At 36.9% G+C, this 26,542-nt stretch carries 24 protein-coding genes and 1 riboswitch; of the genes, 20 read left to right on the plus strand and 4 right to left on the minus strand.

Annotation, left to right across the window (positions count from 1 at the left end; genetic code table 11):
- Positions 1–72: 72 nt before the first annotated feature.
- Both AC1MGI_RS11255 and AC1MGI_RS11260 read right to left on the minus strand, forming a co-directional pair.
- Positions 73–1,749, minus strand: a complete 1,677-nt coding sequence (locus AC1MGI_RS11255; protein WP_480345351.1) for an ABC1 kinase family protein — start codon at positions 1,747–1,749, stop codon at positions 73–75.
- Positions 1,750–1,770: 21 nt separating this feature from the next.
- Positions 1,771–2,040 (minus strand): phasin family protein, encoded by a 270-nt coding sequence (locus AC1MGI_RS11260; RefSeq protein ID WP_480345352.1) that lies wholly within the window; start codon positions 2,038–2,040, stop codon positions 1,771–1,773.
- 328 nt (positions 2,041–2,368) lie between these two features.
- Between AC1MGI_RS11260 and AC1MGI_RS11265 the strand changes: the two genes are divergently transcribed.
- From AC1MGI_RS11265 to AC1MGI_RS11280, 4 genes are all read left to right on the plus strand, one after another.
- Positions 2,369–4,288: a heavy metal translocating P-type ATPase gene (locus tag AC1MGI_RS11265; RefSeq protein WP_480345353.1), complete on the plus strand. Its 1,920-nt coding sequence runs from the start codon at positions 2,369–2,371 to the stop codon at positions 4,286–4,288.
- Between the two features lie 275 nt (positions 4,289–4,563).
- Entirely contained in the window at positions 4,564–5,952 is a 1,389-nt protein-coding gene (gene pbp4b, locus AC1MGI_RS11270) for a penicillin binding protein PBP4B (RefSeq protein WP_480345354.1), read from the plus strand.
- A gap of 173 nt (positions 5,953–6,125) precedes the next feature.
- Positions 6,126–7,598, plus strand: coding sequence for a nicotinate phosphoribosyltransferase (locus tag AC1MGI_RS11275; RefSeq protein WP_480345355.1), 1,473 nt, complete (start codon positions 6,126–6,128; stop codon positions 7,596–7,598).
- A gap of 111 nt (positions 7,599–7,709) precedes the next feature.
- Entirely contained in the window at positions 7,710–7,862 is a 153-nt protein-coding gene (locus AC1MGI_RS11280) for a YpzG family protein (RefSeq protein WP_082675057.1), read from the plus strand.
- Positions 7,863–8,008: 146 nt separating this feature from the next.
- Here AC1MGI_RS11280 and AC1MGI_RS11285 read toward each other — a convergent pair whose 3' ends face one another.
- Positions 8,009–8,545: a hypothetical protein gene (locus AC1MGI_RS11285; RefSeq protein WP_480345356.1), complete on the minus strand. Its 537-nt coding sequence runs from the start codon at positions 8,543–8,545 to the stop codon at positions 8,009–8,011.
- A gap of 460 nt (positions 8,546–9,005) precedes the next feature.
- On the opposite strand from AC1MGI_RS11285, the gene AC1MGI_RS11290 reads away from it, so the two are divergent.
- From AC1MGI_RS11290 to AC1MGI_RS11320, 7 genes are all read left to right on the plus strand, one after another.
- The gene (locus AC1MGI_RS11290) at positions 9,006–9,359 is read left to right on the plus strand and encodes a DUF2294 domain-containing protein (protein WP_480345357.1); all 354 of its coding nucleotides are present in this window, start codon (positions 9,006–9,008) and stop codon (positions 9,357–9,359) included.
- 177 nt (positions 9,360–9,536) lie between these two features.
- On the plus strand, positions 9,537–10,580 hold the full coding sequence (locus tag AC1MGI_RS11295; RefSeq protein WP_480345358.1) for an ABC transporter substrate-binding protein: 1,044 nt from the start codon (positions 9,537–9,539) through the stop codon (positions 10,578–10,580).
- Between the two features lie 18 nt (positions 10,581–10,598).
- Complete coding sequence (locus AC1MGI_RS11300; protein WP_480345359.1) at positions 10,599–11,525, plus strand: nucleoside hydrolase; 927 nt, start codon at positions 10,599–10,601, stop codon at positions 11,523–11,525.
- 23 nt (positions 11,526–11,548) lie between these two features.
- Positions 11,549–12,370, plus strand: a complete 822-nt coding sequence (locus AC1MGI_RS11305; protein WP_480345360.1) for an ABC transporter permease — start codon at positions 11,549–11,551, stop codon at positions 12,368–12,370.
- Positions 12,371–12,377: 7 nt separating this feature from the next.
- Complete coding sequence (locus tag AC1MGI_RS11310; RefSeq protein WP_480345361.1) at positions 12,378–13,166, plus strand: ABC transporter permease; 789 nt, start codon at positions 12,378–12,380, stop codon at positions 13,164–13,166.
- 15 nt (positions 13,167–13,181) lie between these two features.
- The gene (locus tag AC1MGI_RS11315) at positions 13,182–14,246 is read left to right on the plus strand and encodes an ABC transporter ATP-binding protein (protein WP_480345362.1); all 1,065 of its coding nucleotides are present in this window, start codon (positions 13,182–13,184) and stop codon (positions 14,244–14,246) included.
- Positions 14,247–14,263: 17 nt separating this feature from the next.
- Positions 14,264–15,976, plus strand: coding sequence for an adenine deaminase C-terminal domain-containing protein (locus AC1MGI_RS11320; protein ID WP_480345363.1), 1,713 nt, complete (start codon positions 14,264–14,266; stop codon positions 15,974–15,976).
- Between the two features lie 471 nt (positions 15,977–16,447).
- Here the strand turns inward: AC1MGI_RS11320 and AC1MGI_RS11325 are convergent, their stop codons facing one another.
- Entirely contained in the window at positions 16,448–17,839 is a 1,392-nt protein-coding gene (locus AC1MGI_RS11325; RefSeq protein ID WP_480345364.1) for an amino acid permease, read from the minus strand.
- 456 nt (positions 17,840–18,295) lie between these two features.
- Here AC1MGI_RS11325 and AC1MGI_RS11330 point away from each other — a divergent pair, with 456 nt between their 5' ends.
- The 9 genes from AC1MGI_RS11330 (at position 18,296) to AC1MGI_RS11370 (ending at position 26,477) form a co-directional block, all read left to right on the plus strand.
- Entirely contained in the window at positions 18,296–18,826 is a 531-nt protein-coding gene (locus AC1MGI_RS11330; RefSeq protein WP_480345365.1) for a GNAT family N-acetyltransferase, read from the plus strand.
- A gap of 47 nt (positions 18,827–18,873) precedes the next feature.
- A complete protein-coding gene (locus AC1MGI_RS11335; RefSeq protein ID WP_480345366.1) occupies positions 18,874–19,689 on the plus strand; it encodes a transporter substrate-binding domain-containing protein in 816 nt (271 codons plus the stop codon).
- 29 nt (positions 19,690–19,718) lie between these two features.
- Positions 19,719–20,414: an amino acid ABC transporter permease gene (locus tag AC1MGI_RS11340; RefSeq protein WP_480345367.1), complete on the plus strand. Its 696-nt coding sequence runs from the start codon at positions 19,719–19,721 to the stop codon at positions 20,412–20,414.
- Positions 20,415–20,431: 17 nt separating this feature from the next.
- A complete protein-coding gene (locus AC1MGI_RS11345; RefSeq protein ID WP_454215000.1) occupies positions 20,432–21,142 on the plus strand; it encodes an amino acid ABC transporter permease in 711 nt (236 codons plus the stop codon).
- Positions 21,139–21,912, plus strand: coding sequence for an amino acid ABC transporter ATP-binding protein (locus AC1MGI_RS11350; RefSeq protein ID WP_480345368.1), 774 nt, complete (start codon positions 21,139–21,141; stop codon positions 21,910–21,912). The genes AC1MGI_RS11345 and AC1MGI_RS11350 overlap by 4 nt, the downstream gene beginning before the upstream one ends.
- A gap of 303 nt (positions 21,913–22,215) precedes the next feature.
- Positions 22,216–22,315, plus strand: a riboswitch (SAM riboswitch).
- A gap of 84 nt (positions 22,316–22,399) precedes the next feature.
- Complete coding sequence (locus tag AC1MGI_RS11355; RefSeq protein ID WP_172796842.1) at positions 22,400–22,576, plus strand: YezD family protein; 177 nt, start codon at positions 22,400–22,402, stop codon at positions 22,574–22,576.
- 509 nt (positions 22,577–23,085) lie between these two features.
- Positions 23,086–24,159 carry a DUF5105 domain-containing protein gene (locus AC1MGI_RS11360; protein ID WP_480345369.1) on the plus strand — a complete coding sequence of 358 codons (1,074 nt, stop codon included), beginning with the start codon at positions 23,086–23,088 and terminating at the stop codon, positions 24,157–24,159.
- A gap of 15 nt (positions 24,160–24,174) precedes the next feature.
- Positions 24,175–25,320 carry a TcaA second domain-containing protein gene (locus AC1MGI_RS11365; protein ID WP_480345370.1) on the plus strand — a complete coding sequence of 382 codons (1,146 nt, stop codon included), beginning with the start codon at positions 24,175–24,177 and terminating at the stop codon, positions 25,318–25,320.
- A 233-nt stretch (positions 25,321–25,553) separates the two neighbouring features.
- Positions 25,554–26,477, plus strand: a complete 924-nt coding sequence (locus AC1MGI_RS11370) for a S66 peptidase family protein (protein ID WP_480345371.1) — start codon at positions 25,554–25,556, stop codon at positions 26,475–26,477.
- Positions 26,478–26,542: the final 65 nt, after the last annotated feature.

A 26,542-nucleotide genomic window follows, 5' to 3' on the forward strand; every position in this document is an offset into this window, starting at 1 on the left:
GCTTAAGGGACTCCCTTAAGCTTTTTCTTATGGAAAATGAGCCTTTTAAAATGGATAAACTTCTTGAATTAATCAAAATTTACCCGATTTAAAGATGGAATAAAGTAACCAAAAGAGCATAAGAAGTGCAATGCCAAAACCGATTTCGATCGCTGGTAATCTCCACAATAGCGTAGATTGCCCACTGATAGATGAACCTACAATCAGACCAACCATAATAATACTAAATGCGAGAAGAACAATACTAAAAGATAAACGATTACTGATTCGATCTAACTTTTCTAAAAATAAATGACTATCTGGCATGGTGATTTCTAACCGGAATTTACCTTTTTTCAATGTATCTGAAAAGTCTTTTATATTTTTGGGAAGTTCAGTAATGATCTCTGTATACTCAATCAGTTGGTTCCACGTGTTTTTAACGATTTTCTTTGGGTGGTAGCGGTCTAATAGTAGCCGTTGTCCAAATGGTTCGGCAGCTTGCACCATATTAAAATCAGGATCCAAATCAGCCACAACTCCTTCAACAGTCAAAAGGGCTTTACCAAGCATAGTCATGTCGGCTGGAATTTGTATTTGATGATGAAAAGAAACTGTAAACAGGTCATTCACTGCCTCGCCAAGATTAATTTGGCCTAACGGCAAGTGATAATATTTATCTTTAAGTTCATCCACATCGGATCGAAGTAACGACATGTTTATCTGATCAGGGAGAATCCCCATTTTTGAAATTGCTTTTATGATTCCTGAGGTATCACCACGTTTTAAAGAAATGACGAGTGATGCCAACTGATATTTCATGTCTGAAGTAAGCCGGCCGACCATTCCAAAATCCATGAATACGACTACTTCATCGGGTAAGACCATCATATTTCCTGGATGTGGATCTCCGTGAAAAAAGCCTTCTATTAAAATTTGATGCAACATAGAATTTGTGACTCGTTTTGCAATGGTTTTGCGATCATATCCGAGAAGATCCAATTCTTTGAGCTGACTAATTTTTGTACCTTTAATATATTCCATTGTTAAGACTTTTTTTGTTGAGAAATCCCAATAAATATCTGGAATGCGAATTTTTGCTTGATTATTGAATTGATTAGCTATTTTTTCTGAATTGCTTCCTTCAACATGATAATCAAGTTCTGCCTGCAAAGCTTTCGAAAACTCTTCAATCATTTCATATAGACGATATCTTTTTGCCCAAGAGAGCCTTGATTCCATCAGACGTGCCAAATCTTCAAGGATTTCGATATCTGTCTCGATAATAGGACGTATGTTTGGCCGCTGCACTTTAATCGCAATTTCTTCGCCAGTATGAAGTCTTGCCCAATGGACTTGTCCAATTGAAGCAGTAGCCAAAGGGGTTTCATTAAATTCAGCAAACAGTTGATCAAGTGGATCGCCAAGTTCATTTTCAATGATGCTATGTACTTGTTCAAAAGGAAAGGGTGGCACACGATCCTGAAGCTTTTCTAATTCAACAATAATATGCTCAGGAATGATATCTCTCCGTGTGCTGGCAATTTGCCCGAGTTTGATGAAGGTAGGACCAAGATCTTCTAGAAAGGTACGAATTCGCTGGCCGATTGTACGGCTAGATACATCATTATTCAAGCCGGCCATTTTTCTAGGTATACTCAACATCTCCGTTAACCCGAGCTCTTTCACAATATAGCCAAAGCCATTTCTTAGGAAAGCACTAATAATTTCTTGATATCGATGTGCATGTTTCATTCTCTTGCCAAGCATAAGGGACCCTCCTAAAAACAATCACTCTCTTCGTTCCAATTCTTCAATTCTCTGTTCTAATTTCTTCAATTCATCTTTAGAAACTAGATGAAGTTGATCTAGCGTTTGACTAACTTTTGAGGAGATGATTGAATCCATTTCTTCACGCATTTTCGATCCTTTTTCAATTAGGCGTTCAATAAGTTCTCTCGATTCCCCTTTACTAATTTCCCCTTTTTTAACAAGGTCCTCAACTGATCTTTCAATTTGTTCTTTACTAAAAACGGCTGCCCCTATACCTAATGAGATCAATTGATTAAGTAGATTTTTGATAATAGATCCCTCCGATATTTGAAAAAAACATTATTTTCTACATCATACAACATGGATCATTTAAAGGAAAAGAATAACAGTTATAAGTTTTTTGTAATTTATCTTAAATTAGAATTATTATTGTTTATTTTTCTAAAAGTCTATGATATTATATAAATAAACCTAAAGATATTCATAAAAAGATACGCAAATACACTGTTTATAATAAATTATGAGACAAATGATGCTGATTATCTTTCTCAATTGAATCTCAGTTAAATGAGAATTGGTATCATTGAGAATTACGAAATTAAGAGGAGGAAAAAAGATGCTTGCCGAAACGAAACACTTACAAAAATCTGCACAATACCAAACTTCATGGCTTGACAAAGTAACACCACATATCGAATTAATTGCTGCTTTATTTAGTGGGGTTCTTATATTAGTTGGATGGATTCTTTCTTCCATTGGATTATCAACTGCTTCAATCGTTATTTATTTGGCAGCCTTTGTTATTGGGGGATATGCGAAGGCCAAAGAGGGTATTGAAGATACCATTGCCGATAAAGAATTGAATGTAGAAATGTTAATGATTCTTGCTGCAATTGGTTCTGCAATCATTGGCTATTGGACAGAAGGGGCTATCTTAATTTTTATCTTTGCACTAAGCGGTGCCTTGGAAACTTATACGATGAATAAAAGCCATAAAGAAATATCTGCACTCATGGATTTACAGCCAGAAGAAGCACTAAGAATTACAGATGGAATTGAAATGAAAGTCGCTGTATCACAGCTTCGTGTCGGTGATCTAATCTTAATCAAGCCGGGTGAACGAGTACCGTCAGATGGGAAAATTAATGACGGGAAGACGAATTTGGATGAAGCTGCGATAACGGGTGAATCCTTTCCAGTTAGTAAAACAGTACATGATGAGGTTTTTGCAGGGACGGTTAATCTTCGTGGGACGATAACTGTTGAAATTACTAAACCAAGTAGTGAAACTCTTTTTCAAAAAATCATTACACTTGTACAATCAGCACAAAGTGAAAAATCACCTTCACAGCTATTTATTGAGCGATTCGAAGGTACCTATGTGAAAGTAGTCTTATCCGTTGTGGCATTGATGATGTTTGCACCTCATTTCCTGCTAGGGTGGAGTTGGACGGAAACATTTTATCGAGCGATGATATTATTAGTAGTCGCATCCCCATGTGCCCTGGTTGCATCGATTATGCCAGCTACATTATCAGCTATTTCAAACGGTGCACGCCATGGTATCTTATTTAAAGGCGGTGTCCATCTAGAGAATTTAGGTAATTTACAAGCGATTGCTCTTGATAAAACAGGTACTTTAACAAAAGGAAAACCTGAGGTAACGGATATTGTACTTCGTGATGACGTGACAGAAGTGGATTTCCTACAACATGTAGCTTCTATTGAAAATTATTCAAACCATCCGTTAGCGTCGGCAATTGTTCGCTTTACAAAAGACAGGATTTCTAAAGAATTAATAAAGCCAGAGAACATGGAAGATATTTCTGGATATGGCGTGCAAGCTTATTTTGGCGGGGTACAGTGGAAAGTAGGTAGATCGGAATTTGTTGGTCATGAGGAAGCGGAACAATTCCAAAACGGCATTGCACAAGAACTTGCTGAACAAGGAAAAACAATCGTGTTTGCCAGAGATGATAAAGGAATTGCCGGGATTATGACACTTAAAGATGTTGTCCGATCAGAAACGATTGCGGCGATCGAAGCCCTCAAACAAGAAGGTATTCATACGATTATGCTTACAGGAGACGGAGAGAAAACGGCAAATGCGATTGCCTCAGAAAGTCATGTGGATGCCTATATCGCTGAGTGTCTACCTGAAACAAAAGTAGATGAAGTGAAACGGCTGAAAGAGCAATTTGGTACAGTTGCGATGGTCGGTGACGGAATTAATGATGCACCAGCGCTTGCTACAGCATCAGTCGGAATTGCGATGGGTGAAGGAACGGATGTTGCTTTAGAAACAGCTGATGTTGTTCTGATGAAAAATGATCTTCCGAGGATTGCTGAAGCGGTCAAATTATCAAAAAAAATGAACCGAATCATTAAGCAGAATGTGATTTTCTCCATTACTGTTATCACGCTTTTAATTGCTTCGAACTTCATGCAGTTCCTTGATCTACCGTTTGGCGTGATCGGTCATGAAGGAAGTACAATTTTAGTTATATTAAATAGTTTACGATTACTGAAGAATTAATCATATCATGGCGGTTGTCCCAAATCGAAAGGATTAAACCTCACACTTAATATATCGTTTCTACGTATAAATGACACAAGAAACGATGTATGGAGCGTGAGGTCAGACTCTTTTGGGACAACCGCTTTTTATTATTAAAAAGGATAAATAAAAATGATACGTAAAACACAGGCTATGATGATAAAGGGTATGAATAGGATGTTACTTATATTATCAATCGGTGATCGTTAATTTGTAGATTAGTTATTTTGAATGTGGAGATGGGGATGAAGAATATGAAACATAACATGTATAAAAAAGGACTAGTACTATTGGTTCTTCTATTCGTGTTAAGGAGTACACCAGCTTTTTCCTCAACCATTCATCAGGAAAATGTCGATTATACAAAACAGACTGACGATAATCAATGTCAGAATAAAAGTAAATATCCTACACTCTCTTCCATAAAAACACCTGAGGATGTAGGCTTTTCTACGAAAGAATTGTCTGAAGTTGATTCATTTATCGAGACTGAAATTACGAATGGCTTCCCTGGAGCAGCACTTATCATTATTAAAAATGGGAAAGTCGTGAAAAATACGTCATATGGATACGCAAAGAAATACAATAGCTTTACCTTTCTAAAGCAGCCACAAAAGATGAAACAGGATACGATGTTTGACTTGGCTTCTAATACGAAGATGTACGCGGTTAACTATGCTCTTCAAAAACTAGTCAGTGAAGGTAAAATCAATTTAAACCATCCTATTTCGCATTATATCCCAGAGTTTAAGGATTTGCCGAATGATGTGATTCATGCAAAGGAAACATTGCGTATTGTCGATCTGCTCCATCATATTGCGGGTTTCCCTTCGAGTGTTCATTACTATAATCCTGAACAGGCAGGCGCATTATTCACACAAGACCGTAAAGAGATGTTGGATAAGATCATTAAAACGCCATTACAATCTATCCCTGGTACAACTCAAATATATAGTGATATTGATTATATACTCCTAGGTTTTATTATTGAAAGAGTAACTGGTCAAAAACTAGACCAGTATGTCGAAAACACAATATATAAGCCGCTTGGATTGAAGCACACAGTCTTTACGCCATTAAAAAAGGGCTTCAAAGAACAAGATTTTGCAGCGACCGAGCTAAACGGTAATACCCGTGACGGATATCTAATGTTTCCTAATATGAGAACGTATACTCTGCAAGGTGAAGTACATGATGAAAATGCATACTATTCAATGGGTGGAGTTTCGGGACATGCAGGATTGTTTAGTAATACGCACGATCTTGCAGTACTTCTTCAGGTAATGCTGAATGATGGGGGATACGATAACACGAAGCTATTCGATAAAGAAACGATTGACGTATTTACAACACCATCTGAGCTGAATCCGACATTCGGTCTTGGGTGGAGGCTTAATGGGGATGAAAGCATGAACTGGATGTTTGGCGAGTATGCAGGTGATAAGGTAATTGGTCATACAGGGTGGACAGGTACAATAACTGTCATTGATCGGGAAAATAATCTGGCGATCGCTCTTTTAACGAATAAGAAGCATTCGGCTGTTATTGATCATCTTGTAGATTCAAATTGGTTTTATGGGGACATGTTCAGCATTAGTACGTATGGTAGTGTTATAGGCAAGATTTATGAAGCATTGAAATGATGAATCTCGATTATTCCCAATTTTTGAGGACTTTCTATATTTGACATAAACTTGTAGAAAGTAAGTATCTGTATAATCTGTATATTTAAAAGGACATCGATAATCCTGTATTGAATATGTAAGTAGACGCCAACAATAGTGGTAAGAAACTAAAAAGCTGGAGGGTCGATAAGATGAAAAAAATCTATGAGGATGACGGTTTAGCATTACATACTGATTTATATCAGATTAATATGATTCAAACGTATTGGCAGGATCAGATTCATAATCGAAAAGCAGTGTTTGAATTATTTTTTCGAAAAATGCCTTTCGGAAATGGCTATGCTGTTTTTGCAGGATTGGAGAAGGCTCTCAGCTATTTAGAAAGCTTTGCCTTTACTTCGAGTGATATTGAGTATTTGCGTCATGAAATGAACTACCCAGAAGAGTTTCTCAGCTATTTAGAAAGCTTGAAATTTACTGGTACGGTAAAATCAATGGAAGAAGGGGAATTAGCTTTCGGTAATGAACCGCTCATTCGTATTGAAGCTCCTTTAGCTGAAGCGCAGCTTGTGGAAACCGCATTACTAAACATCGTGAATTACCAAACATTGATTGCGACAAAAGCATCTAGAATCAAGCAAGTGATTGGTGAGGAACAGGCATTGGAGTTCGGTTCTCGTCGAGCTCAGGAAATGGATGCCGCAATCTGGGGAACACGTGCAGCCTTTATTGGTGGTTTTGATGCAACGAGTAATGTCAGAGCAGGTAAAATATTTGGCATTCCAGTAGCTGGCACTCATGCACATGCGATGGTTCAAGCCTATAAAGATGACTATATCGCTTTTCATAAATATGCACAGAGCCATAAAGACTGTGTTTTTCTTGTTGATACGTATGACACGCTTAAATCTGGTGTACCAAACGCGATTCGAGTAGCTAAGGAACTTGGAGACAAAATAAACTTTAAAGGGATTCGCCTAGATAGTGGCGATCTTGCTTATTTGTCGAAAGAAGCGAGAAGAATGCTGGATGATGCTGGGTTCACTGAGGCAAAAATTACAGCTTCTAGTGATTTAGATGAATATACAATCATGAACTTAAAAGCACAGGGGGCCAGGATTGATACGTGGGGAATTGGAACTAAATTAATCACGGCATATGAACAACCAGCTTTAGGTGCTGTTTATAAACTTGTCGCAATCGAAGACGAATCAGGAGAGTTGATGGAGACAATAAAAATATCTGCAAACCCTGAGAAAGTCACAACACCAGGCTTAAAAAGGGTATATCGAATCATCAATACAATGAATGGGAAAGCAGAGGGGGAATACATCGCAATGGATGATGAAAACCCTGGAGCAGAGGAACGTCTTAAAATGTTTGATCCGATTCACACATACATTAGTAAATTTATTACGTGCTTCGAAGCGAGAGAACTGCACATTCCGGTCATGATGAATGGGGAAGTAGTTTATGAACTTCCAGAACTACCAGATATTCAAAAAAAACTGGAGCGAAATTTAGATGAATTATGGTCTGAGTATAAGCGTTCCCTCCATCCAGAGAAGTATCCAGTTGATTTAAGTCAAAAATGCTGGAATACAAAGATGCGCTGCATTGAAGAAGTCAAAACAAAAGTGACAGAAAGATTCAAAGATAAATAAAGGGTAAAAACTTTGTATGATTTCATGGGAAGTAGCACATACTTTAAAAGATATTCTCGTAATATCACACAGCTTCAGGATAACCTATACTAATGATGAGGTGATTTTTGAATGAGTTATAAAGATCAGCTTGATGCCCATTCGAAACAGTTTCACCATAATTGGACAAGACCTAAGCGTTCAAAATCTCAAGTTAATGGTCATACCGAAGTGACGCAAAACACCTTTATCTTAAGAACTAATGCAAAGGCTCACAGATGGTAAAGGAATTCTGAAGAAAGAGAAAGAAGACCTGAGAATGGTCTTCTTTCTTTTTGGACAGTTAAGAAAACTTTGTCTCTCGATTTTTGCGCAAGCAACCACCTCATCTAGTCAGATGCTTTTAGGTTGATTATGGCGCTTGCGCTTTTTTACATAGACGTCGGATATTTATTATTTTTGCAAAAATTCTTGATGTATTTATTCCGTCGTGAAAATCTTTTACATGCTTGTGTGAGACCATTTTTGTATAATTCGTGTAAGAATTGTTGGGCAATTCCTGCTAATCCTAAAGCGGTCATAATGGCTATCAGTTCACTTAGGTCAATAGGGATGAGTGGTATGTCGACAGGTTTAGCTTGTGTTTGTTCGTTTATATAGGCAACTTCTTCCGGTGTAAATGATTCGAATGCTGCAGTTAATTGGTTGACTTGATCCTCAGTATAGCCAAGTAATAGGGCTTGTTCATGATTGAGTGTAAAAGTCGCGCTTTCATTCACAGTCAAAGCTTTCGCGACAAGAGCTTTTGCTTGTTCGACGTCAGAAAGGCTGGCTAGCTCCAAGGCGGATTCGATCGGTTCGGAAGTCATTAAATCATTTGAATAAACAGCGGATGAAGGAAAGTTCAATACGACTAACAAGACAAAGGACGACGAGAGAATGACAAGATTTTTTTTCCCATTGTGCATTTTCCATCATACTCCTCTACTATTCGTAGCCTGAAATGAACTACCTTGCATGAAAAGGAAACGGCTCTTTTTTTATATTTCCCTTAAAATTCCTCCTTTCTTCTATTATAATACAAGAATAATCCAATTTACATAATATCCCTAAATAAAATGTAAAAATGAGGAAATTTTACTGTGCTATTTCATGGGCTTAGCGCTAAGGGAGGATATTTAAAAAGGTGATAAATAGTTAATTAGTAATTGAATTACGATATATTAAAATAATATATAAAATGGATTTATTTGATAATGAATGGTTTTATCAATCCAGAATTTTGAAAAAATTGGCTATTTATTCGTATTTGACTGTATAATTTAAAAAAAGTAGTATAGATTAAAAAAAAATAACAAATAATACGAACATTATATTGAAAATATTCTAGATAGTATGTATAATCATCAATAATGAAGAACTGCAGGGGTGATAAATATTTTCCCAAGCGACAATAATGAAACAAAGAAATTAATTTCTCATGCTTATAATGAAGTTTCAAAGGAATTATTCGGTATTGGTACGATTTCCATGAAGGTATCAATTGAAGCTAATGTACTTACACTGCAGGCTAAGCATCGTAGAGCACCACGATCGATTGTGCTGGAGGGAGAAGTACCTAGCCTAAAGCAAGAAGTCGATTTTCATTTATCTCTACTCTATAAGAAGAAATTAAGGAAGAAATTAGAAGAAAGAACGGATTGGGATATTGAAGCTGTACTGAGAGATTATGATGCAGCCACCCAAAAGTCCTTTACAAATATTGTTTTACGAGAAATTTGATAATATTGGATTTTCAACCGGATTTATCTGGGCGAAACGCCACAATAATAAACCAAATGATTATTTATCTCTTTGTTTACAAAGGAAAGACAATCTTGGGTAGAATAACATTATTCTATTTAAGGGTGTCTTTTTTATTGCGTAAAAAAATATCAGAATATGATGGGAGTTTTTATTATGAAGAAAATTATTAAAAATCTAACTATGGTATCTGCATTAGCTTTGACATTAAGTGCTTGTTCTTCATCAGATTCATCGGCGAAAAAAGAAAAATTAGTCATTTCTACTTGGGGATTTTCGGAAGATTTCTTTCGAGAAGAAGTGTATAAACCCTTTGAGAAAGAACATAATGTTGAAATTGTTTTGGATTCAGGGAATAATGCCGATCGTTTAAACAAAGTCCGCCAAGGAAATTCGGATGTCGATGTCATTTATTTATCTGACTACTATGCTGAGCAAGGTATTCAGGATGGTTTGTTCGAAAAAATTGATCATAGCGTTATTCCTAATATTGAAAATATCTATGAGATGGCCAAAGCCCCATTAGGTAAAGAATATGGACCAGCTTATACAATCGCTCAATTTGGAATTGCGTATAATCCTGACGAGGTAAAAAAACCAATTACTTCATGGGCTGATTTATGGAATAAGGATCTAGGTGGAGTAATAACGATCCCTGGAATTACATCGACGACTGGACCGATGTTTTTAGATGCTGCTTCTAAAGTAAGTGGAAATACAAAATTTAATGAAGATGCTGCGTTTACAAAATTAAAAGAGCTTATGCCAAATGTGCTTAAGGAATATGGGCAAACTTCTGAATTCGTAAACATGTTTGCACAAGGTGAAATCGCAGCTGGACCGATTATGGAAATGTACTTTGCACAATTACAGGAAGCTGTTCCAAATGCTAAATTTGTTTCACCTAAAGAAGGTGGATATGCGGTCATGAATACAGTGAATATTGTAAAAGACAGTGAACAAAAAGAACTAGCAGAAGAATTTATTAATTATCTTTTAAGTAAAGAAGTTCAAGAAAAATCAGCAAAAGCAAAAATTGATTCCCCAGTTAATACGAAAGTTCAATTATCAGAAGAGGAATCTAAAGGACTAACGTATGGGGAAGATGTTATTAAGAGTTTGAATATCCTTGATATGAAATTCGTAAATAAAAACTCAAAACAATGGATTGATCGTTGGAATAAGGAATTAGCTCAATAAGAATTTGAGGTGCTAACTATGATTAAAAAAGTCATTCTTGATGTTGATACTGGAGTAGACGATGCCATTGGAATCTTACTTGCGTTGAAGAGCAAGCAGATGGATGTCCTCGGTATTACAACTGTAAATGGAAATGTATCGTTAGAAGCTGCAACGGTTAATACATGTAAGGTTGTTGAATTAGCAGGAGTGGATGTCCCCGTTATCATGGGGGCTTCTGCGCCATTAGTAAGAACCCCTTATTTTGAACACCGCATACATGGTGAAGATGGAATTGGTGGAGCATTAAAGGATATGGTTCCTAAAAAACAACCCGATGAAGGGTTTGGTCCTGACTTCATTATTAACTCGATATTGAGCTTTCCAGGTGAGGTAACCCTTGTCATGACTGCTCCTCTTACAAATTTAGCACTTGCAGTAAAGAAGTGTCCTGAGATTACGAGATTTGTAAAAGAGGTCATCTTCATGGGCGGTGTTGTAAAGGACTTTGGCAATGTCACACCGACAGCTGAGTATAATATGTTTACTGATCCAGAAGCGGCCAAAATTGTGTTTCATGCGGGCTTTCCTTCATTGACTTTAGTTGGTTTAGATGTGACCAGAAAAGTGCTCTTAACTGAAAAGCATATGGATGCCATTCAAAATCCGGTTCTTGCTTCCTATATTAAAGAAAGCACGAAGGATTATCGGCAAAGATATTTTGAACGAAATCATATTCATGGTGCTGTTATGCATGATCCTCTTGCAGTCGCCGTTGCCATAGACACTAATATTGTGTCAAAAAAGAAATATTATGTAGATGTAGAAACAAACAGTGAATTATGTGATGGACAAACGGTTTGTGATTTTCAAAATCGTTTAGGGAGAGCAGCTAATCTTGATGTTTGTTTAGATGTAGATGAAAAAGCTTTTATTGCACTATTTCATGGGGTCATAAATTCTTAAAGTGTGCAAACTGGGAGGATAAAATGAGAAACCGTACGATTTACCTGTTGTTATTACCAGGAGCATTATTTTTAACAATCTTTATGGTGATTCCGATTTTGTTAACGATTGGATCAACATTTTTTAATGAGGGCAGCTTTAGCTTTGAAGGTTATCTGCACTACTTTCAAGATAAGTATTTCATCGGTATTTTATTAACAACGCTTAGAGTTAGTCTTGTAACAACGTTTATTTGTATTTTATTAGGCTTTCCAGTTGCTTATTATATTTCTAAGGTTGGGACAAGAACCAAGGTACTCTTATTATTACTTTCCATCTTCCCACTTCTTACTAGCTCAGTTGTCCGCTCATTCAGCTGGATGATTATTATTGGGAAGAATGGTGTACTCAATAAGCTTTTACTTAGTATCGGTTTTATAAATGAACCGTTAAATATTTTGTACACCCCTACTGCGATTATTATTGGTCTCGTTCATTTATTCTTGCCATTAATTATTATTACGTTAGTCGGTGTATTGGAAAATATGGATGAAGATTTGTTAACGGCAGCAGAAAGCTTAGGTGCATCTAGACTAGGGGTTTTTGCGAAAGTCGTTCTGCCACTGTCCATGCCAGGACTTGTCATCGGAAGTATTCTCGTTTTTGTCGGTAGCTTTACGGCTTATACAACTCCAGCTTTATTGGGAGGGAAACAACGGGTAATATCTACATTTCTTTATCAAAATGCAACAACATTAAATGACTGGCATACAGCAGCGATCGTTGCCACAATCATGATTGTCATCACGTTACTAGTGACTATAATAATGAACCAAATTGCATATAAAATAAATCCAAAGGGGTAAGGTTAATATGAAGCAAAAAAATCGGGGATTGGCTGTATTTACGTTCCTTGTATTTGTTTTTTTACTAGGGCCTTTGCTCATCATTTCCGTTACATCTTTTGAAGGCGGAAGTGTCCTGAAATTTCCTATTGAGACGTTTTCGTTTAAATGGTATGAAAATATTTTTAAAGTAAGCATGTTTTTAACATCTTTCAAGACATCCATCATTGTCTCATTAGCAGGAAACCTTTTGGCATTGATATTAGGAATTCCAGCGGCTTATGCTTTATCCAGATTCGACTTTAAGGGAAAATCTGTCTTGAATGCCGTGTTTATTTCACCGATCTTGATTCCAGGTATCGTTTTGGGTTTTACGTTTTTGCGTTATATTGTTACAACCTATCATTTCCCAATTTATACAGGCTTGTTTATCGGTCATACAATTATTATGCTTCCATTTGTTATCCGCGTAATATCTTCAAGTTTGTCAACCTTCGATTTCTCTATTGAAGAAGCAGCACATAGCTTGGGTGCAAGCAAGATTGGAACATTCTTTCAGGTTGTTCTGCCTAATATCAAGTCAGGAATCATCGCAGCCGTTATGATTGCATTTCTAGAATCATTCAATAATGTTGATATTTCCGTATTCATGACTGGACCAGGTGTCAGTACTTTTCCAATACAAATGCTAACATATGTTGAAACGTACTTTGATCCCACAATTGCAGCCATTTCAGTAATGCTGATGATTATTACGGCGTTCTTTATGTTCATAGTTGAGCGATTAATGGGCTTATCATATTTCACTAAACGATAACGGAGGCAACAAGTAATGGCTTTATTTACATTAGAAAACATATCAGTTGCATACAACAAACAAAATATATTGCAGGATTTTAATTTAGAAATTGAAGAAGGGAAGTTTGTTTCTCTGCTTGGTCCAAGTGGCTGTGGAAAAACGACAACCCTTCGATTAATTGCAGGCTTTCTTGAATCAAATAATGGCAAGTTCTTATATAAAGGCAAGGATTATACAAAGGTCCCGGTTAACAAAAGAAATTTTGGCTTCGTATTTCAAAACTATGCACTATTTCCTCATTTAACGATTTTTGATAATGTAGCTTTCGGACTTCGGCTTAGAAAGGCTTCCAAAAGTGAAATAGAAAAACGAGTGGCAAGTGTGTTAGAAATCGTTAATCTTAGAGGGTTTGAAAAACGATATCCAAAAGAACTTTCGGGTGGTCAGAGACAGCGTGTTGCGATCGCGAGGGCACTAGTAATTGAGCCTGATTTATTACTTTTCGATGAGCCTCTTAGTAATCTTGATGCCAATCTCCGTGAAAATATGCGGATTGAAATTCGCCGTATTCAACAGGAGCTTGGCATCACAACGGTTTACGTATCTCATGATCAAGAAGAATGCTTCGCGATTTCAGATCAAGTGGCAATTATGAATAAAGGAATTATTGAGCAATTAAGTGATCCCGCTACGATCTATAATTATCCGAAGACGAAATTTGTCGCAGACTTTATCGGTTTTAAAAACTTTATCGACTTTGAAGACCAAACCATGCATGAAAATGAAATTGAACTGACAAAGTCGGGATATACATTTATCGTTCAAAAAAATAAAGCAAATACAGATACTGATAGAAAAGTCGGTGCGATTCGTCCAGATAATTTAGTGATCCGTCCAATTCAAGGACCTGTAACTTCGGCGAAAAATGCACTGCCTGGAAAAGTGAAGATAAGAACGTATTTAGGAAGAAGCTATCAATATATCGTAGAAACGCCAATTGGAGATTTTACAGTCAATCAAGAAATGCTTGTACCTTATCAAGTTGGCGAGGAAATCATACTCGAATTTCCGGCGAACAACATGGTACTTGTTAAGTAAAACAGGAGGCGAACAGAATGAAAATAGATATGCTAATTACGAATGCCAACGTTTATAATAGTTATTTGAAAAAATTTATGAAAAGTAATGTAGCAGTAGTCGATGGGAAATTCTATTATGTTGGCGAACGTGGACAAGATTTCTTTTTTGCTGACAAAGTAATGGAAGCTAAAGAAAAATATATGATCCCGGGTTTAATTGATATTCATCTACACATTGAAAGCACGATGGTTACACCAGCTACTTTTTCATATGGAATAATCAAAAATGGGGTAACGACGATTGTACCAGAACCGCATGAAATAGCGAATGTTTTTGGTGTTTCTGGTGTAAAGGAAATGATGAAAGCGAGCCGTGACTGTGTAGCGGATATGTTCTATGCAATTCCAAGTTCAGTGCCCGCGACCACAATGGAGACTACAGGTGGGAGTATCGAAATTGCAGATATCGATGAACTGCTACAAACGGGTGAAATGAAGTGTTTAGGTGAAATCATGAATTTCCATGATGTGATTAGTGACCCAGCATGTAAAACGAATCAGATTTTGAATCATATCAAATCGAATTATCCTGAATTAATTATCGAGGGTCATGTCCCTAAACTACTTGATTTGGAATTGCAGCAAATTTTATTTGCAGGTGTCAATTCAGATCATACACATCAAACGATTGAAGGGATGCAGCAACGCATCGCAGCTGGGATGTTTTTAGAAATTCAAGAAAAATCTATGACCGAAGAAATCATTGCGTTCTTAATGAATGAAGCGGTGGATGAGCATTTTTGCTTTGTAACCGATGATGTGATGCCGGATTATTTTAGAGAATATGGACAATTGAACCATTTATTAAAGAAAGCAATTCAAATGGGCATGTCTTCAGAGCAAGCTATATATGCTTGTACATATACGCCTGCGAAAAGAATGCAGATGCATGATCGAGGAATCATTGCAGCCGGAAAAATTGCCGACTTTTTATTAGTTTCAGATCTTGAATCATTTGTTATAGAAGAAGTTTATAAAGATGGAGAACAAGTTTATCATCACAAGCAGCCATATCAGCAAGCGGTAAGTGAAAAGTGCTTCCCGGAAAGTTTTTATCGTAGTATCGTGCTGAATGAGTTAACTGCGAAAGATTTTGAAGTATCAGTGGAAGTAGAAGATGGTAGTTATCCTTGTCGAATCATTGAAGTGAGTGACGGCTCCACTTTTACAAAAGAAATTCACGATACTCTATCTATTTCCAATGGTAAGCTAGATTGGCAGGAAAGTGAGTATGGGTTAATTGCAACGTTTGAGCGATATGGGAAAAATGGAAACCGAGCACATGGATTGATAAGCGGAGACATCATCAAGCGAGGGGCTATCGCTACAACCTATTCTCACGATAATCATAATTTATTAGTCATCGGCCATAACGTAGAAGATATGGTACTTGCAGCGAATGAAATAATCCGGAGCCAAGGTGGTATTTGCTGTGTTTTGAATGGTGAAGTATTATCGAGTGTACCGCTTCCGGTTGGAGGCATTCTTTCTGAGGAGCCATTAGAAATCGTTGCCGAACAGGTGGATCATCTGACGCTTACTCTGAAATCATTAGGCTATAAGCATTATAATGTCATCATGTCTATAAGTACCTTATCACTACCTGTGAGCCCGGCATTAAAAATAACAGATCGTGGTTTAATTTCAGTCAATGAAGGGAAATTTGTACCGCTTGTTGTTAAGCCATAAGAGATAAAAAATCCAACAGCTGTTTAAATAGCGTTGGATTTTTTTGATGTTGGAAATCGACCGATCTAAGCAAGATGGACCACGTTATAACAGAATCATTTAGGACTATTCCTTTAGGTAGGAAAATTAATAGAAAATACGTGAAATAATGTAGTTAACCGTGGGAATATATACAATGAATTTAAGGTAAATTTCCTATCTAAGTTTATTACGAGCCGGAAATTAAATTTACGTGCCGGATCGGTTTCTTTTCGTGCCAGTTTCGACGGTTTACGTGCCGGAATCCGTACTTTTCGAGCGAGAATTGAAATTTGCGAGCCGGAGCCGACTTTACACAATAGTTCATCTCACTGTCTTTTCATATTTTAAAAGATAACCGTATTTATGGAAAAATGCGAAAACAAGGTTTATGGCTCTACTCAATTAATTGGGTGATGAAAAAAGAGGTTGTCCCAAAGGGCAACCTCACACTTAAATCTTTCGCTTTTTCATCACAAATGGATAAAGCAATAAACCTATGACAAACAAGCCAATACCTAACATAAAGGTGAACATATTTGCTGTTCCTGTTTTAATTACCCATATTGAATAAACTAAGGCAAGGGCAGTGATTATTCCATCGCGAACCCTTGAGCCTTTGATGATATCATATGTTTCCCCAGTAATGACTAGTTTCAATTGATAGATGGCTGAAACAAGATAGGGAATTAAATAGGCAAGTGTTGCTACAACCATGGCGAAACTGTAGGCTTCCGTAATGGTTCCTGAAACGGTTGAAAATAAGAACAACTGAGTCATCAGGTTTGTTATCGTTAATGACCGTACGGGACTTCCTTTTTGATTTGTTTTTGCAAAGTAAGCAGGAAACAAATCCACTTTGGCTGCTTGATAAGGCACCTCAGAGCTAACCATGACCCATCCAATCGTCGAACCTAGAAGGGAAATGATGGCAAGTGCTGCCATTAAATAGACACCTTCATTCCCAATCGCTCCTGATAGAGCGTCGACAAGGGGACGGAAAGATTCACGCAATGCGGATTGCGGAAGTGCGCCCATTGTTAAAAGGGTTATGCCCATATAAATCACAACTGCAATAATGAGACCTAGTATTGTAGCTTTCTTTACGTCTCTTTGTGATTTTGCTCGATTAGATAGCATCACTGCAGCTTCAACACCAATGAATGCCCATAGAGTAGAGATGGCTGCTGCGTTAATTTGGCTGCCTAAAGATAGAGCCGTTCCTTTTGAATCTTGGAATCCACCACCGCTTGCTAAATTGCTTGAATCAAAGATGAATAGGGTGACAAAGATGAAAAAAGCAAATCCAAGAACTTTTGTAAGTGTAGCAATAAAGTTAATTTTACCAGCTCCGTTATAGCTACTGACTGTTATTGTATGGATCCCCCAAAGGGCCAATGAGCAGATTGCAAACGTTAGGGCTTTGCCAAGTTCAAGGTTAAAACTGTCCGTGGAGTAGATAATTTTAGTGCTTTGTAAAACAGGGAAAAAGGTAGATAAGTACCCTGCAAATGCAATGATTACAGAAGCGGTTGCCGCCCAGTTAGCTGCCCAATATCCCCAAGCCATACTATAGCCAGCAACTCTTCCTTTGCTAGGAGAAGAAAAAATAGCTTGTGCATAGCTTTGTGGTCCGGCCTTAAGATCAGGCTTTCTGACGGCTAAATTACCGAACACAAGAGCAATCATTAATACACCAATTCCGGTGATTCCCCATGCAAGTGTTGCCCCCAGTGCACTTGATACTTGCGCAAGGTTGGCAGGAAGCATGAAGATTCCACCACCTACCATATTTCCAATTACAAAAGCTGTTAATATAAACAGTCCCCATTTTTTTTGATTCATAATAAAACGACCTCTCCGTTGTTTTGATTCCTGATATTATATTGAAAATCACATGTAGTTATCTTTTGTTTCATATTTCATCCTTAATCAATATCATTCTGTATTTAAATTATACTTAAATAATTTAGTTTGGTAAAGTGATAAACTGATAAAGGTTATAAAACAAATTTTTCAGAAAATTATACGTTTTATATTGACATAGTGTGAAACCTGAATTATATTAAGTATTATTATAAAACCAAGTTTTCTTATACGAATTAATAGGTTTAACTAAAGGCGCCGATTAGACAACTAAAGGCACCCACTATTCCGTTCGCTGAATAGTGGGTGCCTTTTCGTTTTAAAGAAGGAGGATTATAAGTTGAGTATTTTATCACTATGAGGTCATCTAGAATTGAAAGGAAAGAGCAGAAGTAACAAATAAATAACAATGGGGAATTAGGAAGGGTGGATCATATGACGGAAATTATTCGTTTAGCAAATTTAGATGATGCAGAAAGATTATTGTATGTAACTTTGAGAGCGTACGAACCGATTCGAGAGCTGGATATAAAATGGCCTGCAGCAACAGCGGATATTGAGTTAGTAAAACAAAACATTACGGACTTTTCCTGCTACGTCTTAGAAAAGGATGGCGTGATTATAGCTACAGTAACTGTTAGAACATTTGCTGAAGTTTCTGATTTAACCTGTGTCTGGTGGTTTGCAGTTGATCCTGATTATAAAGGATTGGGGTATGGGAAGAAAATATTGGATTGGGTAGAAGAAGTGGTTATTCGTGATCAGCTGAATCAGCCGGCTGTTGGTTTGGGAACGTCACCGAAACATCCATGGCTTGTTTCGATGTATGAGCGCAGAGGGTATGAAAAAATTTTCGAAACAAATCATGGTGACGGACAAAATGGTGTATTTATGAGGAAAAAATTGATACCTGAGTACACAGATAACAAAACGAAAATACAGGAAGATGTTCGAGCAACGAATTAATCTTATGGCTCTCTAAATAAATGGTTTAAGGAGAAGGAGATTACGAGATGAAAAAACGATTGTTGGTTTTATTAGGCGTACTACTAGTTATCGTAACGGCAGGTTGTGGTTCAAATAGTAATCAATCTACGGGGGAAGTAAAAAGTTCTGATCCAAAGGTGAAAAAAATAATCGTTGGAACAGGTACACAATTTCCTAATATTTGCTTCATAGATAATGATGGTAAATTGACAGGATATGATGTAGAACTTGTCAAAGAAATCGATAAACGTATTCAAGAGTATGAATTTGAATTTAAGACGATGGAATTTTCATCTCTATTATTAAGTCTAGAAACAAACAAAATCGATTTCATCGCTCACCAAATGGAAGTAAATGAAGAAAGACAGCAGAAGTTCCTATTTAATGATGAGCCATATAACGTGTTCCCACTTCAAGTAGTTGTACACGAAGATAATCAATCGATTAAGTCAATTGAAGATTTAAAAGGCAAGAAAGCGATTGTAAGTGCTACTAGTAATTCAGCAATATTGCTTGATAAATATAACAAAGAACATGGCAATGAAATCGAAATTGTCTACAGCGGAAGTGGCAGTACAGATACAATCACACAACTTAAGAATGGTCGTGCAGATGCGACAATAAGTACTCCGTTTGCAGTAGATTTCGAAAATGAGCAAGCAGATGCAGAACAAAAAGTAATCGGCGATGTGCTTTCAAACTCTAAGGTTTACTTTATGTTAAGAAAAGATGAATCAGATTTGAAAAAAGAAATCGATCGTGCGCTAAAAGAGATCAAAGCTGATGGAACATTAAAGGAATTAAGTACAAAATGGCTTGGAGCAGATTACACGGATCAATAACAATCTCATGAAAGGTACAGGATGCTTAGATGGATATAACCCTGATCGTAGATTTTTTTCCGAAATTAATTTCGTACCTTCATATTACTTTGTTGATTTTAGTTGCTGCAGTAGCAATTGGACTGGTAATGGGTGTAGTGATAGCTTTAATTCGTATTTATAAAGTGCCAGGCTTAAATCAATTAGCTCTCATTTATATTTCCTTTATGAGGGGCACGCCAATCTTAATTCAGCTTTTCTTAATTTACTTTGGACTACCGACACTTTTAGCACTTGTTCATATTGATGTATCTCGTGCAAATCCATTATTATTTGTAGCTATCACATATGGACTCAGCTGTGGTGCATCATTGGCAGAAATTATTCGTGGAGCCGTTAACGGAATTGAAAAAGGTCAGACTGAAGCCGCATATTCAATCGGCATGAATGAAAAACAAATGATGGTGCGAATTATCTTGCCTCAGGCATTGGTTATAGCTTTTCCAAATTTCGCAAATTCAGTGATAGGCTCTTTAAAAGATACCTCGCTTGCTTTTACAATTGGTGTGATGGATATGGTAGGAAGAGGAAATACGCTCATTGCTTCTTCTCTGCACGCACTCGAAGTATATATTACATTGTCAATTATCTATTATGGTGTTGTTATATGCTTGGAAAAAGGGTTTTCACTTTCAGAGAAAAAACTACAAAGGTTTGAAGGAAGCTTGGCGGTAGATACAAAATAATTAGGAGATCTGAAATTATGCAAATTGATATTCCATTTATTTTTACGGCATTAACCGAAATATTCAAAGCACTACCATTGACGATGATTATTACCCTGGTCCCGTTAATGATTGGTTTTCTTATTGGGATTGGAATTACGTTAATTAGGATTCGGAAAGTAAAAGGAATATATCGTTTGGCCAATTTCTATGTGTCATTTTTAAGAGGGACGCCGGCATTGATGCATATTATGCTGATCTATTTGGGCTTGCCACTTCTTATTGACAAAATGGCTGAAACGTTTCACTGGTCCATTCAATCCACTTCCATTCCGATTCTGTTATTTGTTTTAATGGCATTATCCTTGACAGCTGGCGCTTATATGTCAGAAATTATTCGAGCAGGTATATTGGCGGTTGATCAAGGACAGTTAGAAGCAGCTGAATCAATTGGAATGACGGGCTTTCAGGCGATGAGAAGAATTGTCTTCCCACAAGCTATTGCAGTTTCTCTTCCTAATTTATGTAATATCTTTATCGGATTTTTGCATACATCGTCCATTGCTTTTATCGTTTCGCAAAAAGAATTAACGGGTGCTGCCAACATCGTTGCTTCAAATAACTTGAAATTTCTTGAAGCCTATATCGCAGCGGCCTTGATCTATTGGGGCTTAACAATTATCTCAGAAAAAGTTACTGCATTATTAGAAAAAAGAGTAACGGTTTATAATCGAGGGGGTGTAGCATGATACAGCTAAGAAATATCCAGAAATCATTCGGAAGTCAACTCGTGTTAAAAGGAATTGATCTTACAGTAAATAAGGGAGAGGTTGTCTCGATACTTGGACCTAGCGGATCTGGGAAGACAACGTTACTTCGTTGCATCAACTTTCTAGAAAGACCTAATGAGGGTGAAGTAATGGTTGATGATTTTAAGGTAAACAGTAAACAGGTCAATAAAAAAGAAATTCTTACACTTCGGAAAAAAACCGCTATGGTGTTCCAACAATATAACCTATTTAAACATAAAACCGTCATTGAAAATGTGATGGAAGGATTGGTCATTGTTCAGAAACAGCCAAAAGAAACAGCAAGGAAATTGGCAATGGAAGTAATAGAAAAAGTTGGGTTAACGGAGAAAGCAAATGCCTATCCAGTTCAGCTTTCTGGAGGTCAACAGCAGCGGGTAGGTATTGCAAGGGCACTTGCGCTTAATCCAGAGGTGATTTTACTAGATGAACCAACATCAGCACTTGATCCAGAACTTGTCGGAGAGGTGCTTGAGGTAATTAAGCGGATTGCGGATGAAGGGATTGCGATGATTATTGTGACACATGAAGTAAGTTTTGCTAAAGATGTCTCAGATTATATCGTGTTTATGGATCAAGGTGAAGTTGTCGAGGAAGGAATCCCGACAGTTATTTTTAATAATCCTAAAGAAGAAAGAACGAAGAGATTCTTGAAGAGAATAAACAGAGAAGAAGATAATCTTGAATCAAATTTAACTAATGCCATCTAATTACAAGGGAAAATGAAGGAGAAGTGGTGATTTAAAGAGGATGAAAAATACAAGTATAATTCATACTTATTATCTAGGAAAAGTAGGTGAAATGATTGACAAAAACTGTCTGGGAATTTACACTATATTTAACTTAAAGTGCGTGTTCAAAAAGGAGGATAAAAAGAGCCGAGAAGTTCGAGGAGCGCATCTTGAGAGGACCGGAGCGTATGCAGGAATACGTGAGGACCGGAGAGACAGAGCTTTGATGCAATTCGACAGCTATTTTTACCGGACTTTTTGAACATCCTCTCATAATCAACTTTCTTATCAAGAGAGGTGGAGGGACTGGCCCTAAGATACCTCGGCAGCAGACTTGCAATACTGTGCCAATTCCAGCAAGCGAATGCTTGACAGATAAGAAGAGTAAAGTACAGTTTTGTTGCTTAACCTCTTCTTATTTTTGGGAAGGGGTTTTTTCATATCCAAAAACCAGGAGGAGATTCGAATGGGGAGCATTGATGAATTAAAATTAAAGTATATTATATCAAGTCTCAAGGATCTTGAGTTCGGTTCTCTTAACATTACCGTTCATGAAGGTGAAATTACCCAAATTGATGTCACGGAGAAGAAAAGATTCCCAATCTTGAAAAACCAAAAAATTAGGGAACAAGGAAGAGCGTGAATTTAACATAAACAAGATTTGAGCATCTCTAAGAGGTGTTCTTTTTTTATACGGCTAAAACACGGCAATATTAGATTTGTAGGGCTATATAGAATCCGTAAAAGGGCGAGGGGAAAATGCGAACTAAAAATCAATTAGTGGCTGATGGAATTAAATTCTTGATACCAGCTAATCGGAGGATGGATGCTTTTTCATTGATCGTAATCTATGAGACATGGAGAAAGACATAGGTAAATTAGTTGGAATGTAATTTTATGTAAAGTGATAGGTGGTTTTTCTCTTTCAAACATTCCTATAATTGAGCAAAAATTCCTAGATTAATGAATCGGAAATTTGGAAAAGACAGGATAAACGATCGATTTTTTAAAAAAGGCATTTTAATAAAATGAACTTATGGTAGGATAAAAAATAGTGGATAAATGAACAAAAAATTCCAGATTTTTTAATTAAGATTCAATGATTTACAGATACCATGTTAGTAGAAGACAATTTTGAGAGGAGATAAAACCATGAAAAAAAAAGGAACCATTTTATTGATTTTAATAGGTCTCATTTTTGTTTTAGGAGCATGCTCAGGTACAGATGAAAAGGCATCTGCGGACAAAAATCAGGGGAAGAACAAAAATAAGCAATTAGAAGCATCAATTGAGGAAGCATCTTACATCGTTCCAGATATTGAGCATGGCATGCCTGAAAATCAGGATCAAGGAATAATTGCCGTAAAATTAAAGGTAAAGAATCTATCGGATTCATCGATGCTTCTTTCAGAATATGAAGGGGTTAAATTGTATGATGGAGACCAACAGATCAATATAAAGCCAGAATTGTATAATCGAAAAATAGATTTAAATATCGGCACTAGCGGGAATCTCGGTGCTGGAAAGGCAAAATCAATTCTTGCTATTTTCGAAGTGGAAAAGGATAAGGAATATGAAATCGGATTGAATCCGATTTCTAGTGACTTTGAAGAAGATAATCATGAGCTGGTACTCAAGCTTGATACGAAGAAATATGCAGATAGTTATGAAACACTTCAAGATCCTGCGAAAGCCTTCACAGCCTATGTCGATCAAATCTATTACGAAAAGGAAAACAATGATTACGAACAATTCGTATCTGCCGATAAACCAGCTATGCAGGAAGCTGCGAAAAATACGTTCAAAACCGAAGTGAAGGAATTATTTAAAAAGGACTTAACGGATGAGGAAATCGACAAACTATACATTAGCTATCGTGATATTTTGGCAGAAAAAGCAGTGGTCACGTCATCAACTGCAGCATATGCCAATGATAAAGCTATCGTTGCGTTTGATATAACGACACTTCCGTTACAGGAACTATATCAAGACGTGTATGAATATCAAAAAGAATTCCGAGATAAAACAGGTAATTATGATGAAAAGGCAATCGATGAGTACGTTCTATCTAAATTTGACATAATCTTAGATTCAATGGACATGAAGTCCAGTAGCAGAAAAATTGAAGTTTCTCTTGTGAAAAAGAATGGGAAATGGACAATCGACCCGGTTAATAAATATGGGGATAGCTTAGATAAGATTTTTGTAAAAGGATCAATTTACTAAGGAGCCGTGAACAATGTGAATAAAAAGTGGTTATATGCAATTCCGGCAGCCTTTGTTCTAATGATTGCCATCATGGCCACAGTCCTTTTTATCCAGCAAAGTAACAAACCGAAACAAGCTGTGGAGGCCTTTGAACAAGCTGTTGAGCAGAAGAAGCCCAAACAGCTTAAGGAATGGATGATCGCTGATGATAAAAGGGCTGTTATAAATGATGCATCCTTGAAAGCGCTGGTTGCTTATCTAAATGCTAATAATAATAGCTACCAGGTGATCACAGAAAGCTTGGATAAACAAGTGGAAAAGAAAGAATTCAAGACAACCAACCAGCAAATTAGTTTGGTTGAGGCCGGAAAGAAATGGGGTTTGTTTCCGGAGTATAAGTTTAAAGTTAAGACAGCTTACATCAAGGTAACCGGTCAGCATAAAGACGATGAGATTCATCTTACCATCCAAAAATCCAATGATACGCTTAAAAAAGACAAAGAAGAGAAATTATATGGCCCGGTTCTTCCAGGTGCTTATCAAATTAATGTGACCGTGAAAAATAAGCTGGGTACTTTTATAGACAAAAGAAAAGTAGATGTCTGGGGAGGCAGCAATCAAGTAAGCTTGCTTATCGATGACGAAAAAATAGCCCAAAGTGATCAGCGAATTCAAAAAGATGTCATTTCCGCAGTAGAAACCTTCAATAAAGATTTTGTCGTGTATTATACAAACGAATTTGAGGCAAAACATTTTACCAATGTTTCGGACTCGGTTCTAGAAGGTCTTGAATTAGTCAACGTTGAATCAGAATTTGCTGAATTAGAAGAATACGTGGATGAAATTCAAATGCAGCATTTGGGAACAGTTGTGAATCTTGACGATTTGGATATCAATCAAATTCATGATGAATGGACTGCAGATGTCGAAGCTTTTGTTGCATATAATAATAAGTTCAAAATCCGAGGCATCGATAGGTATGAAGATATGTCCTATAAAGAGATTCGCACATATAGCTTGAAGTATGATGTTAAAAGAAAAAAATGGCTCATTGATGAAGCGGATCGGGTCCCTGCGGATGGCTCGGAAAAAGATAGTTGGGATAAGCAGACGGAATTGAGTGGAAAGGATTCACCTGTAATGAAATGGAAAAGGAAGGAGAACGTGGAACAGCTTTAATTGAACGATTTAGTCATGTTTGCCTAATAGACTTTATGTTTATTAGGTTTTTTCATTTGATCTAAGAAAAAACTAATGAGTTACGGAATCTGTTATTTTTTCTCTGATCCAACTTAGATTTCATGTTATTTGATGACAGACCTAAAGTTAACAAAGCTTCGTCTTCTTAATCTTCATACAAAGGGTAATGGTGTAATACGTATAGTAATAGAAGAATGTGAAGGAGGATCAACATGAATATAATAAAACCGGCACGCCTTCAAAAAGGGGATACAGTAGGAGTCATTGCTCCAGCAAGTCCTCCAGATCAAGAGAAAGTCAAACAAGCTCTTTCTTTTTTTACTGAGTTGGGCTTAAATTGTAAGCTTGGGAAAAACATAGAATGCCAATATGGTTATTTAGCAGGCAGTGATGACGAAAGAGTGGAAGATGTGCACAGTATGTTTTCTGATCCTAGTATAAAAGCCATTTTTTCAGCGCGTGGCGGGTATGGAACACCAAGAATGGCTGCTCAAATCGATTATGAAATCATTAGAAATAACCCGAAAATCTTCTGGGGATATAGTGATCTTACTTTTTTGCATAACGCATTTTTTCAAAAAACAGGACTTGTTACTTTTCATGGTCCGATGCTAAGCTCTGATTTGGCTGGTGTAACAATTGATCCTGTAACTAAATCACGATTCTTGCAATTGTTTGAATCACAGCCATTTGTATATGATGAGACAATCTCACCACTTGTAACTGAAATTCCAGGTGAAGCAAGTGGACTACTAATCGGTGGAAACTTAACATTGCTAGTCAGTACACTTGGTACTGAATTTGAATTAGATACAAAAGGTAAACTGCTATTTATTGAAGAGATTCACGAAGAACCCCGTTCAATAGATAGAATGCTGAACCAGTTGTACATGAGCGGTAAATTATCTGATGCAGCGGGGATATTAGTAGGTGACTTTAAAGAATGTGAGACGACACGTACCTTAACACTTACATTGACTGAAGTTCTACAGCATTATATTAAACTAGCTAATAAACCAACGGTATCAGGTTTTCAGATTGGTCATTGCACCCCACATGTGGCTATTCCACTTGGAACGTTTGCAAAACTTGATGCAAATAATCGGAAAGTGATCATTGAAAGTGGTGTTAAGTGATAGGAGTGAATTGAGGGTAGGGATCAAAAGTGAAAATTGTTTTCTGGAAAAACAGAAGAGACAGG

The organism is Peribacillus sp. BM1, assembly GCF_056679975.1.

Excerpts from the sequence above, each read along its gene's own strand:
- AC1MGI_RS11255 (WP_480345351.1), bottom strand. The coding sequence starts at position 1,749 with ATGCTTGGCAAGAGAATGAAACATGCACATCGATATCAAGAAATTATT.
- AC1MGI_RS11265 (WP_480345353.1), top strand. The coding sequence starts at position 2,369 with ATGCTTGCCGAAACGAAACACTTACAAAAATCTGCACAATACCAAACT.
- pbp4b (WP_480345354.1), top strand. The coding sequence starts at position 4,564 with ATGAAACATAACATGTATAAAAAAGGACTAGTACTATTGGTTCTTCTA.
- AC1MGI_RS11275 (WP_480345355.1), top strand. The coding sequence starts at position 6,126 with ATGAAAAAAATCTATGAGGATGACGGTTTAGCATTACATACTGATTTA.
- AC1MGI_RS11280 (WP_082675057.1), top strand. The coding sequence starts at position 7,710 with ATGAGTTATAAAGATCAGCTTGATGCCCATTCGAAACAGTTTCACCAT.
- AC1MGI_RS11285 (WP_480345356.1), bottom strand. The coding sequence starts at position 8,545 with ATGCACAATGGGAAAAAAAATCTTGTCATTCTCTCGTCGTCCTTTGTC.
- AC1MGI_RS11295 (WP_480345358.1), top strand. The coding sequence starts at position 9,537 with ATGAAGAAAATTATTAAAAATCTAACTATGGTATCTGCATTAGCTTTG.
- AC1MGI_RS11300 (WP_480345359.1), top strand. The coding sequence starts at position 10,599 with ATGATTAAAAAAGTCATTCTTGATGTTGATACTGGAGTAGACGATGCC.
- AC1MGI_RS11305 (WP_480345360.1), top strand. The coding sequence starts at position 11,549 with ATGAGAAACCGTACGATTTACCTGTTGTTATTACCAGGAGCATTATTT.
- AC1MGI_RS11310 (WP_480345361.1), top strand. The coding sequence starts at position 12,378 with ATGAAGCAAAAAAATCGGGGATTGGCTGTATTTACGTTCCTTGTATTT.
- AC1MGI_RS11315 (WP_480345362.1), top strand. The coding sequence starts at position 13,182 with ATGGCTTTATTTACATTAGAAAACATATCAGTTGCATACAACAAACAA.
- AC1MGI_RS11320 (WP_480345363.1), top strand. The coding sequence starts at position 14,264 with ATGAAAATAGATATGCTAATTACGAATGCCAACGTTTATAATAGTTAT.
- AC1MGI_RS11325 (WP_480345364.1), bottom strand. The coding sequence starts at position 17,839 with ATGAATCAAAAAAAATGGGGACTGTTTATATTAACAGCTTTTGTAATT.
- AC1MGI_RS11330 (WP_480345365.1), top strand. The coding sequence starts at position 18,296 with ATGACGGAAATTATTCGTTTAGCAAATTTAGATGATGCAGAAAGATTA.
- AC1MGI_RS11335 (WP_480345366.1), top strand. The coding sequence starts at position 18,874 with ATGAAAAAACGATTGTTGGTTTTATTAGGCGTACTACTAGTTATCGTA.
- AC1MGI_RS11340 (WP_480345367.1), top strand. The coding sequence starts at position 19,719 with ATGGATATAACCCTGATCGTAGATTTTTTTCCGAAATTAATTTCGTAC.
- AC1MGI_RS11345 (WP_454215000.1), top strand. The coding sequence starts at position 20,432 with ATGCAAATTGATATTCCATTTATTTTTACGGCATTAACCGAAATATTC.
- AC1MGI_RS11350 (WP_480345368.1), top strand. The coding sequence starts at position 21,139 with ATGATACAGCTAAGAAATATCCAGAAATCATTCGGAAGTCAACTCGTG.
- AC1MGI_RS11355 (WP_172796842.1), top strand. The coding sequence starts at position 22,400 with ATGGGGAGCATTGATGAATTAAAATTAAAGTATATTATATCAAGTCTC.
- AC1MGI_RS11360 (WP_480345369.1), top strand. The coding sequence starts at position 23,086 with ATGAAAAAAAAAGGAACCATTTTATTGATTTTAATAGGTCTCATTTTT.
- AC1MGI_RS11370 (WP_480345371.1), top strand. The coding sequence starts at position 25,554 with ATGAATATAATAAAACCGGCACGCCTTCAAAAAGGGGATACAGTAGGA.